Source organism: Pirellulaceae bacterium (assembly GCA_029243025.1).
Lineage (GTDB): Bacteria > Planctomycetota > Planctomycetia > Pirellulales > Pirellulaceae.
The window spans coordinates 15,723-38,608 of the sequence record JAQWSU010000021.1 but is presented as its reverse complement, the minus strand read 5'-3'; the positions used below and the strand labels follow the sequence as shown (position 1 = coordinate 38,608).

The following is a 22,886-nucleotide window of genomic DNA, read 5'->3' as shown; positions in this document are numbered from 1 at the left end:
AGAAACCCCGTGAAAACCACTCTGCTCCATTCAACAAGACTCCGTTGGGAGTGTTCGACAAACGACGATCTGGCTTACGGGTAGGTCAACGGTCCTCCCGGACCAAGATTCACTCCCGTTTGTATCCATAGGACTAACATGATTGACCAGATTACAAAAAAGGCGATCGAATAGGGCAACATCAGTGAAATCAAGGTTCCGATCCCTGCCTTCGGCACATACCTTTGGATAAACACCAAAACAATGATGATGTACGGATTAAGCGGAGCAACCACGTTACTGACCGAATCCCCCACGCGGTAAGCAGCCTGAGTTAACTCGGGGCTGATATTCACACCCTCAGCCATAAACATGGGGATAAAAACAGGAGCCAGAAAAGCATACTTCGCCGATGCCGATCCAATGAACAGATTTGCGACCATCACGACCAAAACAAAAGCAATTAGCAGAGCGCCTGTGGGGAGATTGGCGTTTGCCAGCGTCTGCCCACCCACAATCGCCAGCATCTCTCCCAATTTGGAAAACTTAAAGTACTCGATAAACTGGGCTGCAAAAAAGGCAAGCACAATATAAGGCCCCATATCAGCCATCGTTTCGCTCATTAATTTCGCAGTCTGGCGATCACTACGAATTTTCCCAACCGCCACACCGTACAGAATTCCGGGCACAAGAAACATTAGAAACAAAATAGGTACGATCGCTTCCACCCAACGAGCAAATCTCGCCCCACGGCCATAAAGAGGTGCTCCGGGATAGAGGATCATCACCATCAGAATGCCAAACGCCACCAAGAAACCAACCGTCGCGGCAGACAAGCCGCGACGTTCATCAGCTGTCAGTTTCGTACTGTCTTCGCTTTCCTGATGCTCCACAGGCCCTCCTTCGCTGGGCGTCTTCGACGCATAACGCGGCTCGACAAACCATGCCGTCACAGCCCATCCCACCAAGGTCAACATGATGGTCGAAGCGATCATGAACCACCAATTGCAAGTCGCTGCTACACGGTAGGTGGGATCCAACACCTGCGCCCCGGACTCGGTGAAACCGGCCAACAACGGATCCAACCCCGTTGGCAAAAGGTTAGCACTAAAGCCAGCGGATACCCCGGAAAACACTGCTGCTAAACCAACCAACGGCGAACGTCCCACGGCTTTATAAAGCGCCGCTGCGACGGGCGGTAGAATTATGTAACCCGCGTCCAAGGCCATGGATGACATCACTCCCACAAACACCATCGACGGAGTCAGCAAACGTTGAGGCGTAACCAGCATCGCAGCCTTCAACAGAGTGCCGATCGCGCCCGTTTTTTCCGCAACACCGATCCCAAGCATGCCAACGAGAACCACACCCAGCGGTGGAAAGTTGACAAAGTTTTTCACCATGCTGCTGATCGCCCAATTCAATCCGTCTCGAGTCAACAGGCCAGTGGCGCGAACTTCCTGTTTCGCTTGTTCCTGCTCCGCCTTTCCAGTCTCGACATCCTCAACGGGTGTCACAACCACTTGAGACCTTACGGTTTCCCCATCGGCAGACCGTCGAATGGTTCCGTCGGGGTCCATCTGCAGAATCTCAATGGGCTCCCCCGTGCCCGAATCAATCACCGGCTTCATCACAGGCGCCAGGACAGTTTTAGTAACCGTCCAATCAAGTGAATCCGCAACCTGCGAAAGGATGACAACGCCAATTGCCCCTAAGACGAATAAAGAAACCGGATCCGGCAAGCGATTCCCCATGCGCTCAATCCAGTTCAAGAGGCCGCGGCTCTCATTTCGTTTTTTTTCAACATGCTTTGACATAATCAAAGATTTTCATCTGAGACATTTGACTTAGCAACCCCAGTAGATTCGGCTTTCATCACGCCGCCCCAAGAGGGGCAAACCTCCTATTGCCCTGCCGACTTGACGGTCAAGTGACATCGCCATTACGATGCCAACTAACACACTGGTTTAGGCGACACACCCTGGAGTAGGGCAACCTTGCTCTCGCGACAACATCAAGTCGCAAGTTCTCAACCACTGCAAGATGACACTGAACCATTTCATCGTGAACCGTTGGTCGACAAGAGGGAAACCACGATTAACGACTGATCAAGAAACAGACTGTTCCCTGCAGGAAAAAGTTTTGGTTCAAACGTCACCAAATCGACAAGTCAGGCTGAACATTCTGTCGGCATTTACCAGCCTTCCCCTGCTTTTGTCAATCTATCGAAACAGCTTGACGAACGGCCCGTGGGTGGCCTCGCCCCTCCCCTTGAAGCCCAGCCCGTTAAAGAAAGAAAAATCCAACCACCGGGACAAATCTTTCGCAGGCACAAAGAAGTGTGAACGGCAGACAAAAACGGATCTGGCTCTTCTCATCCAGTGACACCAACGGAATCGCTATGCCAATTGAAAACGCCCGTATCATTGACCTGAGTGTCCCGCTGGAACACCTGCCGAAATGCGAACCTATTCCTCCCGAGATTCGCTATGTCGATCACGAAAACGAGGGGCTCGCACAGATGGAGCAATTCTTTGGTGTCACCCGAGAAGATCTTGTCTATTCAAAAGGCAAAGGTTGGGCAATCGAGTACGTCAATGCGATCACCCACACGGGGACACACGTCGACGCACCCTATCACTACGCCCCCGAATCGGAAGGACAGCCTGCAAAACGAATTGATGAAATCCCACTCGACTGGTGCTTGGCGCCCGGCGTGGTGATTGACGTTCGGCATATCCCAGTGGGTGACATCATCACCGTCGATCATCTCAAGGATCAACTTCAAATAATTGGGCATCAGCTGCAACCACGAGACATCGTGCTGCTGCAAACGGGCGCCGACAAACGACTTGATTCGACCGCTTATTTCGAACAACCCGGCTTGGGGCGAGAAGGCGTCATCTGGCTTGTAGATCAAGGTGTAAAAGTGATTGGTATCGATGCCTATACACTCGACCGTCCCTTTCAAAACATGGTGGACGACTACAAACGAACGGGAGACGGGCGCCATATTTGGCCTGCCCATTTTGCCGGAATCGAACGCGAGTATTGCCAAATCGAAAAACTGGCAAATCTTGATCAGCTTCCCGAACCGACCGGATTTCTTATCTCCTGCCTGCCCGTAAAAATCCGATCTGCAAGCGCAGGATGGTGTCGTGCAGTCGCAATTCTTCCGGAAGATAAAAAGAACTAAGCTGGAAATTCCAACTCCCCGGCTGGACCTCGATCCCAATCTTATAGAAACTGTCGTGAATATTGCTCCGTTTCCGTCGAAATCGAATCTGAACAGGTGCGTCGCAGCAGCTGCCAAGAGTTACCTGCGCGATCGTCACGACAAGCACACAAGTGTCATTGCAAATGCAGGAGATTGGAATTGAAATCAGCGAGTACTCTGTGGCAGCTCATGTCGAACAGTTATCGTTCCTGTTGGAAGCAACTTGCTGCCACCGACATCGTTTACAAAGTCATTACCTTCATCCTGCTCACACCCATTGTTGGTTTGTTCTTTCGGATCTTAATTAACCTTTCCGGACGAACAGTGCTCGCCGACCAAGATATTCTGTTATTTCTGCTGGAGCCCCTCGGCGGTGCCACGCTGATTTTGATCGGATCGCTGTTGGTCACCATTCTCGCCCTCGAACAGGCTGCCCTGATGCAAATCGTCGCGGCCAAAATGTGCGGCAAACAGCTCAGCCTGCGTTCTGTATTAAGGAATACAGCCGTTCAAGCAGCTACGGTTGTCCATGTTACGATTCGTTTGCTTGCCTTTTGCATTTTGATCGCCTTGCCATTTCTAATCATCGCCGGCCTCGTTTACAGGTCGCTTTTAACCGAGTTTGACATCAACTTCTACCTGCAAGAAAAACCGCCGGCTTTCATATTGGCTGTGGTAATCGGTGGTATTTTAGGCACCGTTCTCACCTTCACTTTGACTTGGTTTATGTCCGGTTGGGTTTTGGCATTACCACTGGCGATTTTCGAAGAGATCGCTCCGAAAAACGTATTACGTGAAAGTCAACGGCGAACCCAAGGAAAGCGACTGACTTTGATTGGATGGCTTGTAATTTGGTTTCTCTTGAACAGTTTATGCTCCGCAATCGCATCGAGCATCGTGGGAGTGACTGGCAACATGATCGTCAGTCGCACGTCAGGATCACTCTGGTTGCTCGTCGTCGCTGCCGGATTCACCTTGCTGCTACTGAGTGCAGCCAACCTACTAATTAACCTCTTGAGTACCACAACTTTTGCGGTGATGCTGGTGCATTTGTACGAGCGTTATGGAGCTGGCAAGGTTCAACAATTCGATTGGCAACCGAGACCGGCGATGGCGGGCGTTGAACATTTCTTTCGCCTGTCACGCAAATCCTTTACCGTGATGGCAATTGTCGGTTTGATCACCGCCGCCTTTGTCGGACACAGAATGCTCAACGAGGTGCAAACCAAAGACCGAACCGAGGTTACGGCACATCGAGGTGCTTCCGCTTCGGCGCCTGAAAACACGCTGGCTGCCATCCGACAAGCCATTGAACAAGGGACTGACTGGGTCGAAATCGATGTTCAAGAATCGCTGGACGGACAAGTTGTCGTTGTGCATGACAGCGACCTCAAAAAGATTGGCGATTCCAAGCTAAAAATCTGGGAATCAACTACCAAACAACTGCGATCTGTTGATATTGGCAGTTGGTTCGACCCCAAGTTCAGTGACCAACGTGTCCCGCTGCTCTCAGAAGTTCTGGCAATCTGCAAGGGTCGCGTGAAGTTGAACATCGAACTCAAATACTATGGACACGATCAACAACTTGAGCAACGCGTGGTCGACCTAGTGAAAGCAGCCGGCATGGAATCCGACATTGTCATCATGTCACTCAAACAATCCGGTATTGATAAGATCCGCCAAATTGAACCGGATTGGACTGTTGGCTTACTAACGGCAGTTGCGATTGGTGACCTCACTCGATCCGACGTTAATTTCCTAGCTGTCAACACGGGCTTGGCAACACGAAGCTTCGTACGATCGGCTCATAATTCGAACGAACAGGTCTACGTCTGGACGGTCAACGATCCGGTGACAATGTCAATGATGATAGGTCGCGGTGTTGACAACCTCATCACTGACAAGCCTGCACTCGCTAAATCAGTACTGAAGCAACGTACGGAGCTCAGCACTATCGAACGGCTAATGATCGAAGTCGCGAGTTTACTCGGGGCGAGTCCAGCAATGAATCAAAACATCGAATCTTTTTAGATTCGCGACACCTGAGCGGATAGCGACTAGAATAAAGCCCCAAGCGTTCGACATTTACGACACCTCCAACCTGCCGGAATCCACCATGAGTCGTTGCCATGGCCTGATCCTGATCGCCGGGCTCGTCTCTCTGAATGCTGCTACCAACGCGTGGGGTGAACCGAACCGAACGAACTTCGTATTTTTCCTGGTCGACGATCTCGGCTGGAAAGACCTGGGCTGCTACGGCAGCACGTTTTATGAGACTCCCAATATCGATCGGCTCTCAGCAAGCGGAATGCAATTCACGAATGCGTACGCGGCTTGTCCCGTCTGCTCACCAACTCGGGGGAGCATCATGACGGGCAAGTACCCTCAACGGCTGGGAATCACCACGTACATCAGCCCGTCCGGCGGAAATCAACCGGCGAAATGGCGACGAGGCACGACCCTACTACCCGCTCCTTATCGCGATCGTTTGGAGCTGAAGGAGGTGACGTTAGCCGAAACCTTAAAAGAAAACGGCTATCGCACTTTCTTCGCCGGCAAGTGGCACCTTGGCCCGGAAGGTCATTGGCCGGAGAACCAAGGCTTCGACGTTAATCAAGGCGGGATCGATCGTGGCGGACCGTACGGAGGTCGCAAATACTTCTCCCCCTATGGTAACCCGCGTCTCGATGATGGAGAGCCTGGCGAACACCTGCCCGATCGACTGGCCCGCGAAACGATTCGCTTTATCGAACAACATCGGGAACAACCGTTTTTCGCCTACCTTTCCTTTTATTCCGTGCATACACCTTTGATGTCCCGAAAAGATCTGCAACAAAAATATGCCAACAAGCGCAAGCAACTAAAACATCCAGGACCGATCTGGGGGAAGGAAGGTAGCCGCAAATCGCGGCTGATTCAGGAACATGCCGTCTATGGAGGGATGGTGGATGCGGTTGATCGGGCTGTCGGTAAGGTGCTGAATGCGATCGACGAATTGAACCTCTCGGACAACACGGTCATCATCCTCACCTCCGACAACGGAGGCTTGTCTACCTCAGAAGGTCATCCGACAAGCAACCTGCCGCTGCGAGCTGGCAAAGGCTGGATGTACGAAGGTGGTATTCGGGAACCATTACTCGTTCGAGCACCCGGCGTGACAAAACCAGATAGCCAATCTGATCAGGTGGTGACTAGCCCCGACTTTTTTCCAAGCATTCTTGAATTGGCAAGTTTGCCATCTCAACCCGAAGTGCACCTCGACGGGAAAAGTTTTTTGCCATTACTGAAGGGGCAGGAGCGTGAGCGGGGCCCCATTTTCTGGCACTTCCCGCATTACGGCAATCAAGGAGGAGCACCCACGGGGGCCGTTCGGGATGGAGATTGGAAATTGATCGAATGGTACGAAGACGGAAAGCTGGAACTATTCAATCTCAGACAAGACGCTGCCGAGCAGCACAACCTCGCTGCAGCACAACCTGAATTAAGAGATCAGTTGCATCATTCACTGCAGAACTGGAGGACTCAAGTCGAGGCCATCATGCCAACGCCACGCTCGAGCAATTGAATTAACGGGTACAGCGCAGAGCCTTTTCACACATTTTGAGAGAACATGAAGCGAATCCACATCATCGGCGGAAAGAACCAAGGGAAAACTACGCTCGTGGTTGAGCTCATTCGCGAGTTTCGACAGCGAAAAATAAAAGTTGCCTCGATCAAACACACGCACCACGAACACGAACTGGACGTACCCGGCAAGGACTCCCATCAGCATCGCACTGCTGGAGCCGCAGCCGTTGGCATCGTTTCGCAGGGGTTGAACGCCGTTTTCTGGGAAAGCGAACAGCTCCCAGATGACAAGCCATACCACATGCTGGAAAGCTTCATGAGTGATTGTGATTTGATCTTGGTCGAAGGCGACACACGTGCCGACGCGCCAAAAATAGAAGTCTGGCGCAATCTTAACCAAACGGCGCCGCTGGCGAGCACCGACTCCAGTATCCAACTGGTCGTCACCGATGAAGATATTTCAATCGAAACGAAAGTGTTGCCCCGATCCAATGTGACGAGCATCGCAGATTGGATCACTAAACTCGCGTTAAACTAAGCTCGCGCTATATATAAGCTCCTGGCTTAATCTTGAAGCATCTGGCAATAGCTCTCGTAACGTCGCACATCCAAGCGACCGTCAGCCACCGCATCTTTAATCGCACAATCGGCTTCATGCGTATGGCTGCAATTTGGAAATCGACAGTGGGAGACATAGGGTCGCAAATCGCGGCAGAAGCCAATAATCTCGGTGTTTATCACGTCCCACAATTGAAACTGCCGAATCCCCGGTGTGTCGAGAATATATCCGCCCGACTCCAAAGGAATCAGCCGTGCAGCAGTCGTCGTGTGACGTCCTTTTTCCGTGTCGGTACTCACCGTCGAAACTCGCAAGTCCAAACCTGGCTCAATCACGTTCAGCAACGAAGATTTGCCGACACCGCTTTGGCCAACCACAACGCTACGAGAGCCAACAATCAGTTGCCGAAGCCGTTCGGTGCCGAGTCCAGCCGTTGCCGAAAGCACGAGCGTTTCATAGCCCATCTGTCCATAGACACCGATCAGCGGCTGCAAATCAGCAGGATTAACGAGATCAATTTTATTGATGCAAATGACAGGGCGAATTTCCGACTTCTCAGCGGTCACGAGCAGCCGGTCAATCAAATGAGGCTTCAAGGTGGGCTCAGCCGCACTTGTGACAATCAGCATTTGGTCGATGTTCGCGACCATCACATGCTGTCGTCCCTTGCTAGTACGACAGAGTACTCCATGCCGTCGCTCAATCCTTTCAATGATTCCTTCTTGGTTGTCGGCAGGCCGAAATAAGACACGGTCTCCTGCCGCCAACACATGCCGCTGGTCGGTACTTAGCGTCTTGAGCAAACGCCGTGTGGCACACTGGTAGATTTTGCCATCGAGATCGGCTTGCACTGGGTTGTGTAAGCCACCAACGCTCAGCACCGTCCCACTCAGACAGTTGGCCTCATCAACCTCGGGCAACACGTTGAGACCCGAATCATCATCAGCCTGCTCACCAACGATGGTTCGCTTGCGGCTGAGAGCCCCTTTGCCACTGACGCGTTCGGAAGAAGCGGAATCGTCCTGTTCGAAGCCATGATCCTGAAAGTCTTTGGTAAGATCGCCGCGTCGCACACGAACTCCGCGATTCTTGCGAAATTCGGTTCGTATTTTCCGTTTTTTGTTGCTCGACATGCGTCGTCAGTCATGTCTGAGATTAGAGCTGCCCAGAATCTTGTGCGGCCAGCTCGCCAGACTCGTCCTTATCAACAAACGGTTTGCCGTTCTTTTTGTGATGCACAGAGGGTCCAATTAATTCCACAATATCTTTTTCACCGACCTCTTCGCGTTCCACCAAGGCGGTCGCCAAAGCATCGAGCTTTTCACGACTTTCGTTGAGTATATTGATCGAACGATCATAGGCATCATGCAGAATGCGAGCGACTTCATCATCGATGATTTGAAGCGTGTGCTCGCTGAACTGACGCTGTTGGTGTATCTCACGACCCAAGAACGGATCTTCGTCACTCAGTTTGTAACTCACGGGCCCCAGTTTGTCGCTCATCCCCCACTTGGTCACCATTCGACGAGCCAATTCGGTAGCTCGCTCCAGATCATTTTCAGCACCAGCGCTGAATTCGTGGAAAACAAGTTTCTCGGCTGCCCGTCCTCCCAACAGGAATGCGAGTCGATCGAGCAACTCGCTTTCCGAAATATTCATCCGATCCTCTTCCGGCAAGGTCTGAGTGACGCCAAGAGCCCTGCCCCGTGGAATCACCGTCACCTTGTGCACGCGATCAGCCCCCTTCGTCAACCAGGCTAACAGCGCGTGTCCGGCCTCATGATAAGCAGTCTTTTCTTTTTCTTCACCCAACAAGACTTCTTCCCGTTTGGGCCCCATGAGAATCTTGTCGCGGGCATACTCAAAATCTTCCATGTTGACCCTCGACTTACCGTTTCGCGTGGCCCATAGGGCGGCCTCATTGACGAGGTTGCGAATATCAGCTCCCGTCAACCCCACGGATCCTTCGGCCAATCGCTTTAGATCAACATCTTCGCCCATCGGGATGTCTCGGACGTGAACATTGAACATCTCGACACGACCTTTCAACGTAGGTCGGTCAACGGTAATGTGGCGATCGAAACGGCCTGGCCTCAGCAAAGCAGGATCCAACACGTCCGGTCGGTTGGTGGCAGCGATCACAATCACTGAATCGGTGGGCGTGAAGCCATCCATCTCGCTCAGGATTTGGTTGAGCGTTTGCTCGCGTTCATCGTGGCCCCCTCCCAAACCGGCACCACGCTGACGCCCCACTGCGTCAATTTCGTCAATGAAGATGATGGCCGGCGAGTGTTCCTTTGCCTTCTGGAATAGATCGCGGACGCGACTTGCTCCCACGCCGACAAACATTTGAATGAACTCGGAACCACTGACTGTAAAAAACGGCACATCGGCTTCGCCTGCCACGGCTCGGGCCAGCAACGTCTTACCGGTTCCAGGAGGTCCATTGAGTAACACCCCCTTTGGAACGCGGCCGCCGAGCCGTTGAAATTGCTCGGGATCCTTCAAGAAATCAACCATCTCCTGGAGATCCGCTTTGACACCGTCCAGACCGGCAACGTCTTTAAAGGTGATCGGCGCATCGGTGGACTCGTAGCGTTTCGCTGGACTTTTGCTGAATCCAGACAGGAATCCGCCACCCATAATTTGATCCCGCGTACGGCGGAACATAGACCAAAGAAAAACAAAGAGAAGAATAGGCAACAACAGACTGAGAAAGGTCACGAAGACTGCTGACCGGTCCGACGGCTCTTTATAAGGCAACGGTTGGGTATGTTCGGCGACTAGGTTCGCCAGATCGGTTCGCTCTTCTTCACTGGCCCAGAGCGGGATCGAAACGCTGAAAAAACCTCCCTTTTCCGACTCTCCATCATCCTTAACCTTCTCCGAGATCACCTTGTCTTTTTGTTCAACCAAATCTCCCTTGCTGTTCAACTCCTTCGGAGCGACAGGAGGCTCTTTGAAGCGACCGGTTCCCTCATAACCCTCGAATTGCACATACTCAACGTTTCCCTTCTTCAACTGTTCCTTCAAGAAAGGAATCGAAATTGCCGTGGGCGTGTCTTTTTGATTAAACGAGAAAATGACAAAGCCCGCGAAGACCAACGCAATAAGAAACCACATGTTGGGGCCCGTTGGACGCACTAATGACTTTTTTTCCTCGGACTTTTTGTCGTTGTCCGGAGAGTCGGTGGACATCTGGATCCTCTCTTGTCCTTTTTATCACTCAAACTGTCGAATGAGTCTCATCATGGGCGAGTTTACCGGCAAAATGCTGGCTCGCATTTACTCTTCACATGAAATATCGTTGCTATCCGCAGTGAATTGTAAACCACTCCGACCTTTTTTTCGATCCAGGTCGGGGCGAATTCAATTATCAAAAGTCGTTATATCATCGGACGTTTCGGCGATTCGCCACTTGCAATACAGTTGTAAATGATGAGGCGTAATCGTATCTGGCAACTTGGCAACTTCGGCGCGAAAAGAACGATTCGGTTGCTGTCCGACCATCTCCTCGAGATGGTCGAAAACAGCCGTTGGAAAGACGTTTTTCAGCGGAATTGGCCGTCCCTCTTCAACCGCCCTGAGGGCATGATCCAGGATTTGCTCCTCACTCAAACGGCGAATTGCCGCACATTGTTCCAACGAATAGCCGTCAACTGCCAATAATCGCCACGTCAGGCAGTATTCGGGATCACTGCTCAAATCGTCTTGTGCACCTGAGGAAATCATAGCACCTTGTGCTGGACGCTTGGGAGTTGGCAGCGAATCGGCCTGATCGATTCGAACTGCAGGGACCGGAACAGGACCATTGTTCGGTAATTCAGCGGGTGTGATGACCGGCTCTGGCTCCGATCGATTCTTTCGTGCGGAATTTGCCGATTGAGCTGGCAAACTGCCGCAGATTTTGAGCTGGAGCGAACGTGGAAGACGTAAATTGATTAGGGGTAGCCGGCCCTTCATCACTTCGACACCTCGGTCCGTGAGCTTGATAATCGGGCGAAATCGATCGATTTCCGGCTGTTCAATCAATCCGGCGGCGATGGCCACGTCAAGTAACTCCCCTACCTCGGGTTGGGTAAATTGTCGCAGCACGCCAAACGTACTGAGTGAATCAAGCTTCCACTTCAGCACCTTCGCCGATCGAGACCCGCACAGCATCCCAATTACCATCTGTTTTCCGAAGCGTCCACGCGTGCGAGCAACACCGCTCAACAACTTGGCAATCACCGTCTGGATTCGCTCATCCACCGGCTGCTGCTCACCTGCTTCGTCAAGTGGTCCCCGCGAATGGCAATTGTCACAATGACCGCAATCCGCCGAATTGGTTTCGCCAAAATAATTCAACAGGATTTCTTGCCGACAACGATGTGAAGTTGAGAACTGAACCACCTGCTGGAGTTTGTCTAGATTTGCCTGGCGACGTTTTTCCAAATCGGCAAAATCCAACTCCAGTTCTTCAAATCGCTGATCTTTGCGAATCATGCGGAGTGCGCGACCGCGAAAAGGTGGAATGTAAGTGAATGCTTCCAATCGATTGAGTTCACGAATCGCTCGATTCACTGCAGCCGGAGCCATCGCTGCAGCCTCTGCGATCTCATGGGGATAGACGTAAACCAGCTCGTATCTCCTCGCACCGATTCGTTTTTCGATCACTCGTGCAACAGTCCGCTGAGTCTGAGCTTTCGGTGACAGGAAGTCACAAAGCGATGGAACGTCAGAATCAATTCGCACCATCGCCATCTTGCGATGCGGTTCAAGTCGTTCGAGCACACCACATTTTTCCAGCAGACGTTCACATGTCCCGACTCCTTCGTTGCTAATGGAAGACTCAATCGTGTTGCGTATTTCCTCCTGGGTAACTTCAATCGGGTTTTCGTCTCTTATCCGAAGATAGTCGTAAACTTGTCCGATCGTCTCACGATGAGGAAAAGCACTCTCGATGAAGAATTCTTGGATGTAACGATCGGAGGGCGAGTAAAACAGAACGCATTTTGAATCGTGGCCGTCACGGCCTGCCCTTCCCGCTTCCTGATAATAGGCTTCCAAACTACCCGGCATATTATAGTGAGCAACAAACCTCACATTTGATTTATCGATCCCCATCCCGAAAGCATTGGTTGCGACAACGATCGCATCCTCCGCCTGCATGAAGTCCTCCTGAACAGACCGACGTTCGTCTCCTGACAATCCTCCATGGTAAACCACCACTTCACGCTTCTGCCAATCTGCCATGGCACTACCAAGTTCGTCACATGCCTTCCGAGTGGCCGCGTAGACAATCCCTGATCCGGGCGTTTCGTCGATAAATGCACGCAACGCCTCTCGTTTGTCCCGATGCCCGGAATGGGCCTGCACTTGATAGTGAAGATTGGGACGGGCAAAACCGGCAATGAATGTCTTTGCGTCATTCAGATTCAGCTGTTTCGCAACATCCCGTCTGACCTCATCGGTTGCTGTTGCGGTCAGAGCAATCGTCTGAGGGTTACCTAATTGCTCTCGAAACTCACCCAAACGCGCATAATCATGGCGAAAATCGTGCCCCCATTCACTAATGCAATGCGCTTCATCGACAGCCAATAATTGCACTCGCGTGCGGCCGATGGCTTCTAAGAAGCGTGGGCTGCGAAAACGCTCCGGCGCCACATATAGCAAGGAATATTCCCCGTCGGTAAGTCTGCCGAGGCAATCCGCCTGTTCAGCCGGCGTCAGCGTGCTGTTCAGGTAATTGCAGCCAATTCCTCGCCGCGAAAGTGAATCAACCTGATCCTTCATCAAAGCGATCAGTGGTGAAACCACCAGCGTGACACCGTCCCGCATCAGCGTCGGCAACTGATAACAAAGACTCTTGCCGCCTCCGGTGGGCATGATGCAGAGACAATCGTCTCCGTTCAAGACTGTCTCAATCACATCCCTCTGGCCCGGCCGAAAATCAATCAAGCCGAATTTCGACAGGTAATGGTCTGGCGACGATTCTCGATCAGATGACATGCAGGCCTACTTGCCAAGCTCGCTTGCTGCAGCGAGTTTCCAACTTTACATTCGACAGATGCTTTTGCGGCTTATTTTAGCGGCTTATGCCCCCCTGAAAAGCGGCCGTGAGTGTGTCCGGTTGCCCAGACGCAACGTTTTATCCTCGAATCACCATGGGGCACGTGACAGAAAAACAACAGGCGCGTCGCGTCGCCAGCGTGCAGCAAAGAGCATACAATACGCCCGTTCTTCCTGATTCTCCCCGACGAAATGTCACGTTTATGTGCCAATCAACCGCTCAAACCGAGCCAGCACGTCGAGGCGTGGTCGGCGTCTTTTACCGTGACGACCGTTTCCTCGTAATTCGGCGTTCACAACGGGTACGTGCACCGGGTGCCTATTGCTTTCCCGGTGGCGGTGTGGAAGTCGGGGAAACCGAAACAATCGCCTTGATTCGAGAAATGGACGAAGAACTTTCGGCTTCGGTTCAAATTCTGCACCGTATTTGGCAATGTGAAACACCGAGCGGGACGCGGCTTGGCTGGTGGCAAGTCAACCTGCAACCCCAAAGTCCCTTCATTCCGAATCCCGCCGAGGTTGAATCGCTTCATTGGCTGACTCTCGAGCAAGTGCTCTATTTGCCGGGTCTGTTGCTGACAAACCGTCACTTTCTGGCCGCTGTCGCGAGTCAACAGGTGCGACTCCATTCCACCCAAAACGGCTGACACATCCCGCTTGGACTGCCCCTGAGTCGTTCCGCAACTCCCTTCATGGGCCCGCACAAGGTAAAGCGGTATAATGGAAGCCGAGGACACGTCCAACGACTCACCCCGATGCTCCCCTTCTTAAGCTGAATTCTTGATGGGCAAACGACACAAGCAGCCAACGCCTTCGAACTCGTCTTCCTCGCCAAGACGCAAAAAAATCCTTTTATGGTTGGCTTTTTTCAGCTTCCCCTTGCTGGCAGCGAGCTACCTGGCCGCCGATTGGTGGGTCGGATTACCGGCGGATTCCACCCCCAGCTATGTGGGTCGAAATACGTGTGCGGAGTGCCATGCGACGGAGATGAAGCAGTGGGAAGGCTCCGACCACGATTTGGCCATGGATCTTGCCACGCCGGAAACGGTACTGGGCGATTTTGACAATGCTGAAATCGAACATTATGGAATTGTCTCTCGCATGTATCGTGATGGCGATCGCTACATGGTACACACCGAAGGCCCGGACGGCTCCATGATGGACTTTCACGTCAAATACGTATTTGGCGTGCGACCGCTTCAACAATACATGGTCGAATTTGACCGACCCAAAGAGATGCCCGCGCATGAAGTCTCGCGTTTGCAAGTCCTTCGCATTTCTTGGGACTGCGACCAACAAGAATGGTTTTATCTTTCGCCGCCCGATGTAAAAGAGAAACTGTCACCAGATGACCCACTTCATTGGACAAACGCGGCTCAAAATTGGAACCACATGTGTGCGGAATGCCATTCAACGAATTTGAAGAAAAACTATGATGTGCCAACCCGCACCTATCATACGACCTTTTCAGAGATCGACGTTAGTTGTGAAGCGTGCCATGGCCCGGGCAGCCTACACGTTCAACTGGCAAAAGCAAAATCACCCTTTTGGGATCGGAAATTAGGATACGGACTCAAAAAACTCAAAGGCACGGATTCGAAAGCACAAATTGAAACCTGCGCTCCTTGTCATTCCAGACGTCGCGTTGTCCATTCAAATCAGGGCTTCGACAACTACTACGACTGCTTTCACAACGAGCTAATTCGGCCCAACGTCTACCACGCGGACGGTCAGATTTTAGATGAGGTTTATGTTTACGGCTCGTTCATCCAGAGCAAGATGTACCACAAAGGCATCCGTTGCACCGATTGCCACGACCCTCATACGACTCGCCTCAAAGCAGAAGGCAACCAACTTTGCGTTTCATGCCACACCCATACACCTGCCAAATACGACACGAGCGGCCATCACTTTCACCCAGTGGGTTCCACGGGTGCGGAGTGTGTGGAATGCCACATGCCAGAGACTCCCTATATGGACATCGACTTACGTCGTGACCATAGTCTACGAGCCCCACGTCCGGACCTTTCGGTAGAGTTGAACACGCCAAACGCATGCACGGGTTGCCACTTGGACCCGAAGCGTATCGCGCCCGAAAAACGCGAGAAACTGCAACACTATTCGCAATGGCTGGCTGCTGCTCGTGAAGGCGACGAGGAAGTTGCAGCAGAGATTGATCGCGTCAATCGTTGGTCTGCCGAATGGTTTGAAAAATGGTGGGGCAAGAAAGAACGTCCACACTACGCCGCCGGAATCGCAGCGAGTTGGAATGGCCAAACCGACGCGATCCCCAAATTGCTGGAAGTTGCCAAGGAACGCGATTACCCAGCCATTGCAAGAGCCAGTGCGTTGCTAGAACTTCAACGTTACAACAGCCAAGATGCAATCAAAATCGCTTATCGTGCCCTCCGAGACAAAGACCCTCAGCTGCGTGCCGCAGCAATTCTCTATCTCGAAACACAACCACCGCGAGAGCTGATCAATCGACTTACACCGCTGCTTCAGGATCCGGCGAGACTAGTTCGCACCGAGGCAGCGCGCGTGCTTGCCGGTGTGCCGATTTCACAGCTAACAAACGAAGACCAGCGTGCCTTTCAACTGGCTCTCGATGAATACCAAGAAGGCCTGCAACTCAATTCTGATCAAGCGGGCGCCCAAATGGCCTTGGGGATACTTTCGGAACGGATGAACCGCCCCCAAGAGGCGATCGATTATTATCGAGCTGCGATTCATGTCCAACCTAATGTATCCGGCCCCCGCAGCAATCTCGCATCTCTTTTGGAACAAATGGGAGATCGCGGCGGTGCGACAAAACTTCGTCTCGAGGAGCTAGAATTATTGCGACGTGATGCGGAAATGGCTCCAGACTTAGCAAATGTTCACTACCGCTACGGATTGTCTTTGTATCTCAACGGAAAAATGAGTGAGGCCGCGATTGAGCTGGAACAAGCATGCGAATTAGACGCGGAGAATTTCGACTTCCGCATGGCGTTAACGCTACTCTACGAACGACTCGGCCAATGGAACCAGGCCATCAAAAGCCTGGGCGCACTTCGCCAGCTTCAGCCAGAGAACCCGTCCTTGAATGATTTGGAAATGCGATTTCGATTGCAAGCTCGTCAGGCCAACACACCTCCCTGACCAAAGCAAATGGGAGGTTTAGGACGACCGATTTAGGACGACCGATGATTTTTGAACTCATCGATCTGCTCGAATAGCTCGTCCAGTTTGTGCTTCAATCCGACAGCCAAATAGGCCGCGTCTTGAGCACGTCCCTGATCACCCGCCTCCTCAACACGCGCAGCCCAAGTCTGCAACTCTGGCATCCCCAACGTTCGCAACATACTTTTGAGTGTATGCCCCACGCGGCGAATCGTCTGAGCATCGTCTGTTGCGATTGCGAGTTCTAGTTGCTGCATCAACTGCGGACATTCTTGTTCAAAGAGTTCGATGACCTCTAACATCAATTTCCGATTGGACCCGATGTCTTCAACGGTCGGATCCCAATTTGGAAAATCTTCTGCTGGGGTTCGCAGCAGCGATTCGGGTGCCTCCCAACTTGTCTCTCCAGTCCTTTTCTTCATCGCAGCCGCCATGGCTTCGTTCAGTTCCTGTTTGTGAATTGGCTTGGAAACATACGCGTCCATGCCTGCCTCCAGACATTTTTCCCGATCGCCTTTCATCGCCCTTGCCGTTAAGGCGATAATCGGTGTCTGCTTCGAGAACGTCGCTTCCGCCAAACGAATCGTACGAGTTGCTTCTAATCCATCCATTTCAGGCATTTGGACGTCCATCAAAACGACATCGAATTCGCCGCTAGCGTGTTTTTCCACCGCCTCTCGCCCATTATTGGCCACGGTGACTTGGTGCCCCCACTTGGTCAACAATCCGACTGCCAGTTTTTGATTGGCAAGTCCATCTTCGGCCAACAGAATGTTTGAGGGTGCCAGCAATTCGGATTCGGGTGCAATGCCTTCCGAATCCGGCATTTGCGAATTGATTGCGATGGCTACGGTGGATCGCAATTCCGATTGCTTAACCGGTTTTAGCAACCGCCCTTGCACGTTGAGCTGTTTCAGTCTTTTTGTCTTGAATGTTCGATCACTGGAAGCCAAAACGACAATCACAAGATCATCATAGACGTGACGAATGCGTTCACACAATTCGACGCCATCAACATCTGGCATATTCATATCGGTGATGACGATCTGAAACGGCTTGTTTTGCTGGTGATGTTCCCGGAGCAGCTGTAGCGCATCTTCCGCCGTTTTCGCGCTGTGGACTTCCATACCCCACCGTTCCAAGATCCGCTCAAGAATCTGTCGATTCATTTTGTGATCATCGACCAACAACCCTTTCACATCTCGAAATTCGATCTGTGAGTTTCTTTGCTGTTTTCGACGATCGAACTTCAACTGAATTGCGAAGGCAAAAGTACTGCCCTTCCCTTCACTACTTTTGACCTGCAATTCTCCTCCCATTAATTCGACGAGACGGTAGGAGATCGCCAAGCCAAGTCCGGTGCCACCAAACCGTCGAGTGGTGGAAGGGTCAGCCTGATTGAAGGCCTCGAAAACATCAGCCTGCTTTTCATCCGGAATGCCGATCCCAGTATCCGTCACACGGAATTCGACAGAAGCATCATCATTCGTTCGCTTCAGTTGCCTCACATCAACAAGCACTTCACCTTGCTCAGTAAACTTGATCGCGTTTCCGATCAAATTAGTCAGAATCTGACGCAACCTCACCGCATCCCCCAGCAGCACATCTGGTACGTTCTCGTCAATTTGACAGACCAATTCGAGAGACTTCGAGTGGGCTCGAAATGCGAGAGACTTGAGTGTATCACCCAACAGTTCGTGGATTTCAAACGGTGCCTGCTCGATTTCAAGTCGACCTGCTTCAATCTTGGAAAAGTCAAGAATCTCATTGATGATCGTGAGCAAGGACTCACCGGATTCCAACACAATGGCTAAGTATTCACGCTGCTGTGCTGTCAGCTTAGAATCAAGAACCAACTCGGTCATACCAATCACGGCGTTCATCGGCGTGCGAATCTCGTGGCTCATATTGGCGAGAAAATCACTTTTCGCCTGATTGGCAGCCTCCGCGGCATCTCGGGCCACCGCCAACTCGTGATTCGTAGTTTCCAGTGAGTTGGCATACCGCTTGATATCACTCTTCATCGCGTTGAAAGAACGTCCCAATCCAGAAAGTTCATCATTTCCTGGCACGACCACTTCACTGCTCAAATCCCCTTCCGAAACAGCTTCCGTCGCGTTAACCAATTGTTTGATTCGACGAGAGAGCGAGAGCGCAATCGCGCCACTAAACATGAGGGCGGCTAACGAGGCACCAATGGCAATCAGGAGGATCTGATTTTCCAAGTCCTCCACGGGTTTCAAAACTTCGTAAGCATCTCGCTCGACGATAATACCGAACGGCAATGAAGGCATTCCACCACGCGCCGTAGATTCGGCGTAAGCGAGCAAAAGGGGCCGCTCCTTGACCGAATCGTAAGTTTGCTCAGTCGTGCTAAAAAGCTCCTCGAGATCTTTATTTTGATACCGTTCGTCAATCGTCATTAAGCCCTTTAAATTATCGGGCTGCAATTCAGTTCCGGCAAAATCATCTTCCGACCCTAAACCGCTCAAAGATTCGCACAACACACGTTTTTGACGGTCCAACAGAACGATTGTCGTCTTCGATTCCTGAGCCCGTTCGTCAACCAATTCTCGAATCTCAGCAATATCCAATACGGCCTTGAGCACACCAAGGAATTCGTCGTTTTCATCATGGACAGCAATGCAAAGGTCGATCGCTTCCACCCCAGAGCTTTCATCTCTCTCCACATCACCAATGAATATGCCATCCAACTTAGCCTTCGCCCACCAACTCTCGTCACTCTGGAGAAAGTCCGTCGTCTGACTCGACTGAGCCGCGTTTACACCGAAAGCGTTTGTAACAAAGACTTCCCCATAGACCGGACGACCCTGAACCGAACCAAGCTTGGCAAGCCAAGCGATTAAATCGAGAGAAAGAGCGTTACTCGCCAACTCAATCATTAGATCAGTCGGCTCGTTGTCCGTGGCATGTATCCACGATTTTTCTTGCTCATCAATGTAGAAATTCATATCCGGAAGCTGAGCAAAGGATGAATTGGATAGCTTGAGAGTGTTTTGCACCACCTGACCGTTGGCATAGGCTTGCCAATTTGCGAGATGTGTTAACACGACTCGGTCAATTTCATCCATCAGCGACTCGGCTTGTGAGTCCGACTGCCTTTCGATCGCCACTCGCAACGTTCGCTTACTCACGTTCATCGCATAGTAACCCACCTGCCAAATCAAGACGGCCGGTAAGGAAACGACGACCAGTAACTTGGTAACGAGTTTCATGAGTCACACGAACGATTTAAGAAGATCACAATCATTAGGCCCTTGCTGCAGGCGGACTGGGCCCGACATCCCCGATCGCGGTTAAATTCAACCGCGGCACGATAATTGTGCCATGAGTATACTCCGCTTGACCGCTGTCCGATACAATTCAAACCCGGTATCGTTATGGAGATGCCCGGAAGAATGGTAGCAAGTTGTAATTCATTGGCTGCCTGGCTCAAGGACATCACCGTTGCAGGTTTTGATTCACTCCCCCTCAGTGATCAAGGAGATCCGTACCATGGCCACCGCCTCTCTCGCCGTGAAACCACCACAGATCCGCCAGACAGGGTGTTTTATCGGCGGCAATTGGCTTCCCGCTCAAAGCGGAAAAACGTTTGCCACCATCAACCCAGCCAACGAAGAACGAATCGCCGATGTGGCCGAAGGGGATGCCGACGACATTGACGCCGCAGTCAAAGCCGCACGCCAAGCATTCGAAGACAGCGAGTGGAGTCGTATGGACGCGCGGGACCGAGGCGCGTTAATGCATCGACTCTGTGACCTGCTCGAAGCTGAGTCCGAAGAACTTGCGGCCCTGGAAACACTCGACAACGGCAAACCAATCCGCGATTCGCGCGCCGCCGACCTACCACTATCCATCGATTGCTTGCGATATTACGCAGGTTTTGCGGACAAAATTGAAGGTGAAACGATTCCCGTTCGCGGCGATTATTTTACTTACACACGTCAAGAACCGGTCGGTGTGGTTGGCCAAATTATCCCCTGGAACTTTCCAATGTTGATGGTGGCTTGGAAATGGGGACCGGCGCTAGCGGCCGGTTGCACGATCGTGATGAAGCCGGCCGAACAAACACCGCTTACCTGCTTGCGAATGGCACGCTTGGCACAAAAGGCCGGCTTTCCTGATGGAGTCATCAACGTCGTCCCCGGTTATGGCCCGACGGCAGGAGCCTCTCTCGTCAAACATCCTGACGTTGACAAAATAGCTTTCACAGGCGAACACCTCACAGCCCAAACGATCATGCGAGACGCCGCCGATGGGCTGAAACGATTGACGTTCGAACTCGGCGGGAAAAGTCCCAACATTGTCTTCGCCGACGCGGATCTCGACGCGGCTGTCGCCGGTGCCCATTTCGGACTGTTTTTCAACCAGGGCCAATGCTGTTGTGCCGGAAGCAGAGTCTTCGTCCAAGACGAAATTCATGATGAATTTGTCGAACGGTTGTGCCGTTTCAATCAAGATCGAAAGCTGGGCAATCCGCTCAATCCCGAGACAGAACAGGGGCCACAAGTCGACCAACAACAGTTCGACAAAATCATGCGATTCATCGAACAAGGAAAATCGGAAGGAGCCGAATGTCGAGTGGGCGGGCAACGCCATGGGGATCATGGCTACTTTGTTGAACCCACCATCTTTACAGGCGTCTCGGACGAAATGGGAATCGCGCGTGAGGAAATCTTTGGACCCGTCATGTCGATCCTGAAATTCAGCGATCTGGACGAGGTCATTGAACGGGGTAACAACACGTTCTATGGACTGGCTGCAGCAGTCTGGACGAGAGATATTGGCAGAGCTCATCGAATGGCAGCCGCCCTGCGAGCAGGCACCGTTTGGGTGAATTGCTATGACGTGTTTGACGCGGCGGCTCCCTTCGGCGGCTTCAAGATGTCTGGCAAAGGACGTGAACTCGGTGCTCGAGGGCTCGACGCCTACCTCGAAACGAAGACCGTCACCGTAGCACTCGACTGATCCACCCGACTGATCCACCCGACTCAATGGTAAGTTCGAAAACCCTCAATGGGGTGAGGTGGGTGACTGAATTTGAGAAACGTATTTAGCCACTTAGCCATTCGCTTGCCAAGATCGCTATTTCTGACAGCATAGTGGATAGGAGGACTTTGCTTCGAGCGGGTCTTCCTAAGCCCTTGCCCCACCCACGCCGATCTCTGGTCGGCGTGGGTCGCTTTTTGCGCCGGCACGGCCACCTTTCCACGACTATCTTTCGACGGCCACCTCGGCGAAAACTTCAACCGGTTCCCTTTGTTCGCGGATCAGGTTAGGATCATTAAGTGGCACGAGAGAGCCTCAATCGCCATTTCGATCCTCCCCACCCACTGACGAAATATACTGTGTTTGGCCTGCTGAACGTCAACAAACCGAAAGGCCTGACGTCGCGCGACGTCGTGAATCACGTACAGCGAATTGTCAAACCGCTCAAAGTCGGACACGCGGGAACTCTTGACCCTTTGGCCAATGGCGTTTTAATGGTGACCATCGGTCCCGCAACTCGACTCACCGAATTCATCCAACGCATGCCCAAGGCTTATCGGGGCACCTTTTTGCTCGGACGAACAAGCGATACGGAAGACATTTTGGGCACGGTTAATGAGCTGGACGGAGTGTCCATTCCATCACCAACCGAACTCGCCGCCGCTATCCCCCAATTTGTCGGCCAAATCCTACAGCGGCCACCGGCTTATTCAGCGCTGAAAGTCAAAGGAAAACGGGCCTATCAACGAGCTCGTGAGGGGGAACAGTTCACGCTCAACGCCCGTCCCATTCGCATCGATCACCTTGAAATTGAATCCTACTGCTACCCTGAATTGACGTTGGTCATCGGGTGTGGCAGCGGCACCTATGTTCGATCATTGGGTCGGGACCTGGCTGCTGCCGTGGCAACGGGGGCGGTCATGTCGGCTTTAACCCGAACGGCAATCGGACATTTTGAGCTCTCAAAAGCCATCCCACTGGAGCAGATCACGCGGGAGAGTCTGCCGGATCAGCTTATTCCTCCGGTCGAGGCCGTCAGCGAACTCCCCCAGATTCTGATCAACCCGGCCGACCAGATTCTCTTACAAACGGGCCGAGCCGTGAGCTATCAAGGCTTTGAATCGCCGCAACTGGCTGCAGTGAACGAAACGGGGGAACTGCTGGCCATCTTGCAGCGACGCGATGGGAATCACCAAACTTCCCCTCAGTTCATTCCTGTGCGGAATTTCTCCGCCCGTCCCAACAAACGGTAATCCGTGATCCGACCAGCCGATACGATCGGTTCTTTTCGTCGTTCCGTGCTGTCAAATGACAAACTTTGTCGATCATGACTCTGACAAC

13 protein-coding genes are annotated in these 22,886 nt (G+C 52.1%); 8 read left to right on the top strand and 5 right to left on the bottom strand.

Annotated features, from left to right (window positions below; translation table 11 throughout):
* Positions 1-74: 74 nt before the first annotated feature.
* Positions 75-1,796, bottom strand: a complete 1,722-nt coding sequence (locus tag P8N76_09435; GenBank protein ID MDG2381886.1) for an AbgT family transporter — start codon at positions 1,794-1,796, stop codon at positions 75-77.
* Positions 1,797-2,380: 584 nt separating this feature from the next.
* On the opposite strand from P8N76_09435, the gene P8N76_09430 reads away from it, so the two are divergent.
* The 4 genes from P8N76_09430 (at position 2,381) to mobB (ending at position 7,301) form a co-directional block, all read left to right on the top strand.
* Complete coding sequence (locus P8N76_09430; protein MDG2381885.1) at positions 2,381-3,175, top strand: cyclase family protein; 795 nt, start codon at positions 2,381-2,383, stop codon at positions 3,173-3,175.
* Positions 3,176-3,355: 180 nt separating this feature from the next.
* Positions 3,356-5,227, top strand: a complete 1,872-nt coding sequence (locus P8N76_09425) for a glycerophosphodiester phosphodiesterase family protein (GenBank protein MDG2381884.1) — start codon at positions 3,356-3,358, stop codon at positions 5,225-5,227.
* 85 nt (positions 5,228-5,312) lie between these two features.
* On the top strand, positions 5,313-6,761 hold the full coding sequence (locus P8N76_09420; protein ID MDG2381883.1) for a sulfatase: 1,449 nt from the start codon (positions 5,313-5,315) through the stop codon (positions 6,759-6,761).
* 45 nt (positions 6,762-6,806) lie between these two features.
* Positions 6,807-7,301 carry a molybdopterin-guanine dinucleotide biosynthesis protein B gene (gene mobB / locus P8N76_09415; GenBank protein ID MDG2381882.1) on the top strand — a complete coding sequence of 165 codons (495 nt, stop codon included), beginning with the start codon at positions 6,807-6,809 and terminating at the stop codon, positions 7,299-7,301.
* Between the two features lie 26 nt (positions 7,302-7,327).
* Here mobB and rsgA read toward each other — a convergent pair whose 3' ends face one another.
* The 3 genes from rsgA to P8N76_09400 form a co-directional block, all read right to left on the bottom strand.
* Positions 7,328-8,455 (bottom strand): ribosome small subunit-dependent GTPase A, encoded by a 1,128-nt coding sequence (gene rsgA / locus P8N76_09410; GenBank protein MDG2381881.1) that lies wholly within the window; start codon positions 8,453-8,455, stop codon positions 7,328-7,330.
* Positions 8,456-8,477: 22 nt separating this feature from the next.
* Positions 8,478-10,445 carry an ATP-dependent zinc metalloprotease FtsH gene (gene ftsH, locus P8N76_09405; protein MDG2381880.1) on the bottom strand — a complete coding sequence of 656 codons (1,968 nt, stop codon included), beginning with the start codon at positions 10,443-10,445 and terminating at the stop codon, positions 8,478-8,480.
* 246 nt (positions 10,446-10,691) lie between these two features.
* A complete protein-coding gene (locus P8N76_09400) occupies positions 10,692-13,313 on the bottom strand; it encodes a RecQ family ATP-dependent DNA helicase (protein MDG2381879.1) in 2,622 nt (873 codons plus the stop codon).
* A 155-nt stretch (positions 13,314-13,468) separates the two neighbouring features.
* Between P8N76_09400 and P8N76_09395 the strand changes: the two genes are divergently transcribed.
* Complete coding sequence (locus P8N76_09395) at positions 13,469-14,020, top strand: NUDIX domain-containing protein (protein ID MDG2381878.1); 552 nt, start codon at positions 13,469-13,471, stop codon at positions 14,018-14,020.
* 136 nt (positions 14,021-14,156) lie between these two features.
* Positions 14,157-16,514, top strand: coding sequence for a HEAT repeat domain-containing protein (locus P8N76_09390; protein ID MDG2381877.1), 2,358 nt, complete (start codon positions 14,157-14,159; stop codon positions 16,512-16,514).
* Between the two features lie 32 nt (positions 16,515-16,546).
* Here P8N76_09390 and P8N76_09385 read toward each other — a convergent pair whose 3' ends face one another.
* Positions 16,547-19,771: a response regulator gene (locus P8N76_09385; protein ID MDG2381876.1), complete on the bottom strand. Its 3,225-nt coding sequence runs from the start codon at positions 19,769-19,771 to the stop codon at positions 16,547-16,549.
* 280 nt (positions 19,772-20,051) lie between these two features.
* On the opposite strand from P8N76_09385, the gene P8N76_09380 reads away from it, so the two are divergent.
* Together P8N76_09380 and truB are read left to right on the top strand one after the other, a co-directional pair.
* Entirely contained in the window at positions 20,052-21,524 is a 1,473-nt protein-coding gene (locus P8N76_09380; GenBank protein MDG2381875.1) for an aldehyde dehydrogenase family protein, read from the top strand.
* A 320-nt stretch (positions 21,525-21,844) separates the two neighbouring features.
* The gene (gene truB / locus P8N76_09375) at positions 21,845-22,798 is read left to right on the top strand and encodes a tRNA pseudouridine(55) synthase TruB (GenBank protein MDG2381874.1); all 954 of its coding nucleotides are present in this window, start codon (positions 21,845-21,847) and stop codon (positions 22,796-22,798) included.
* The last annotated feature ends 88 nt before the right edge of the window (positions 22,799-22,886 follow it).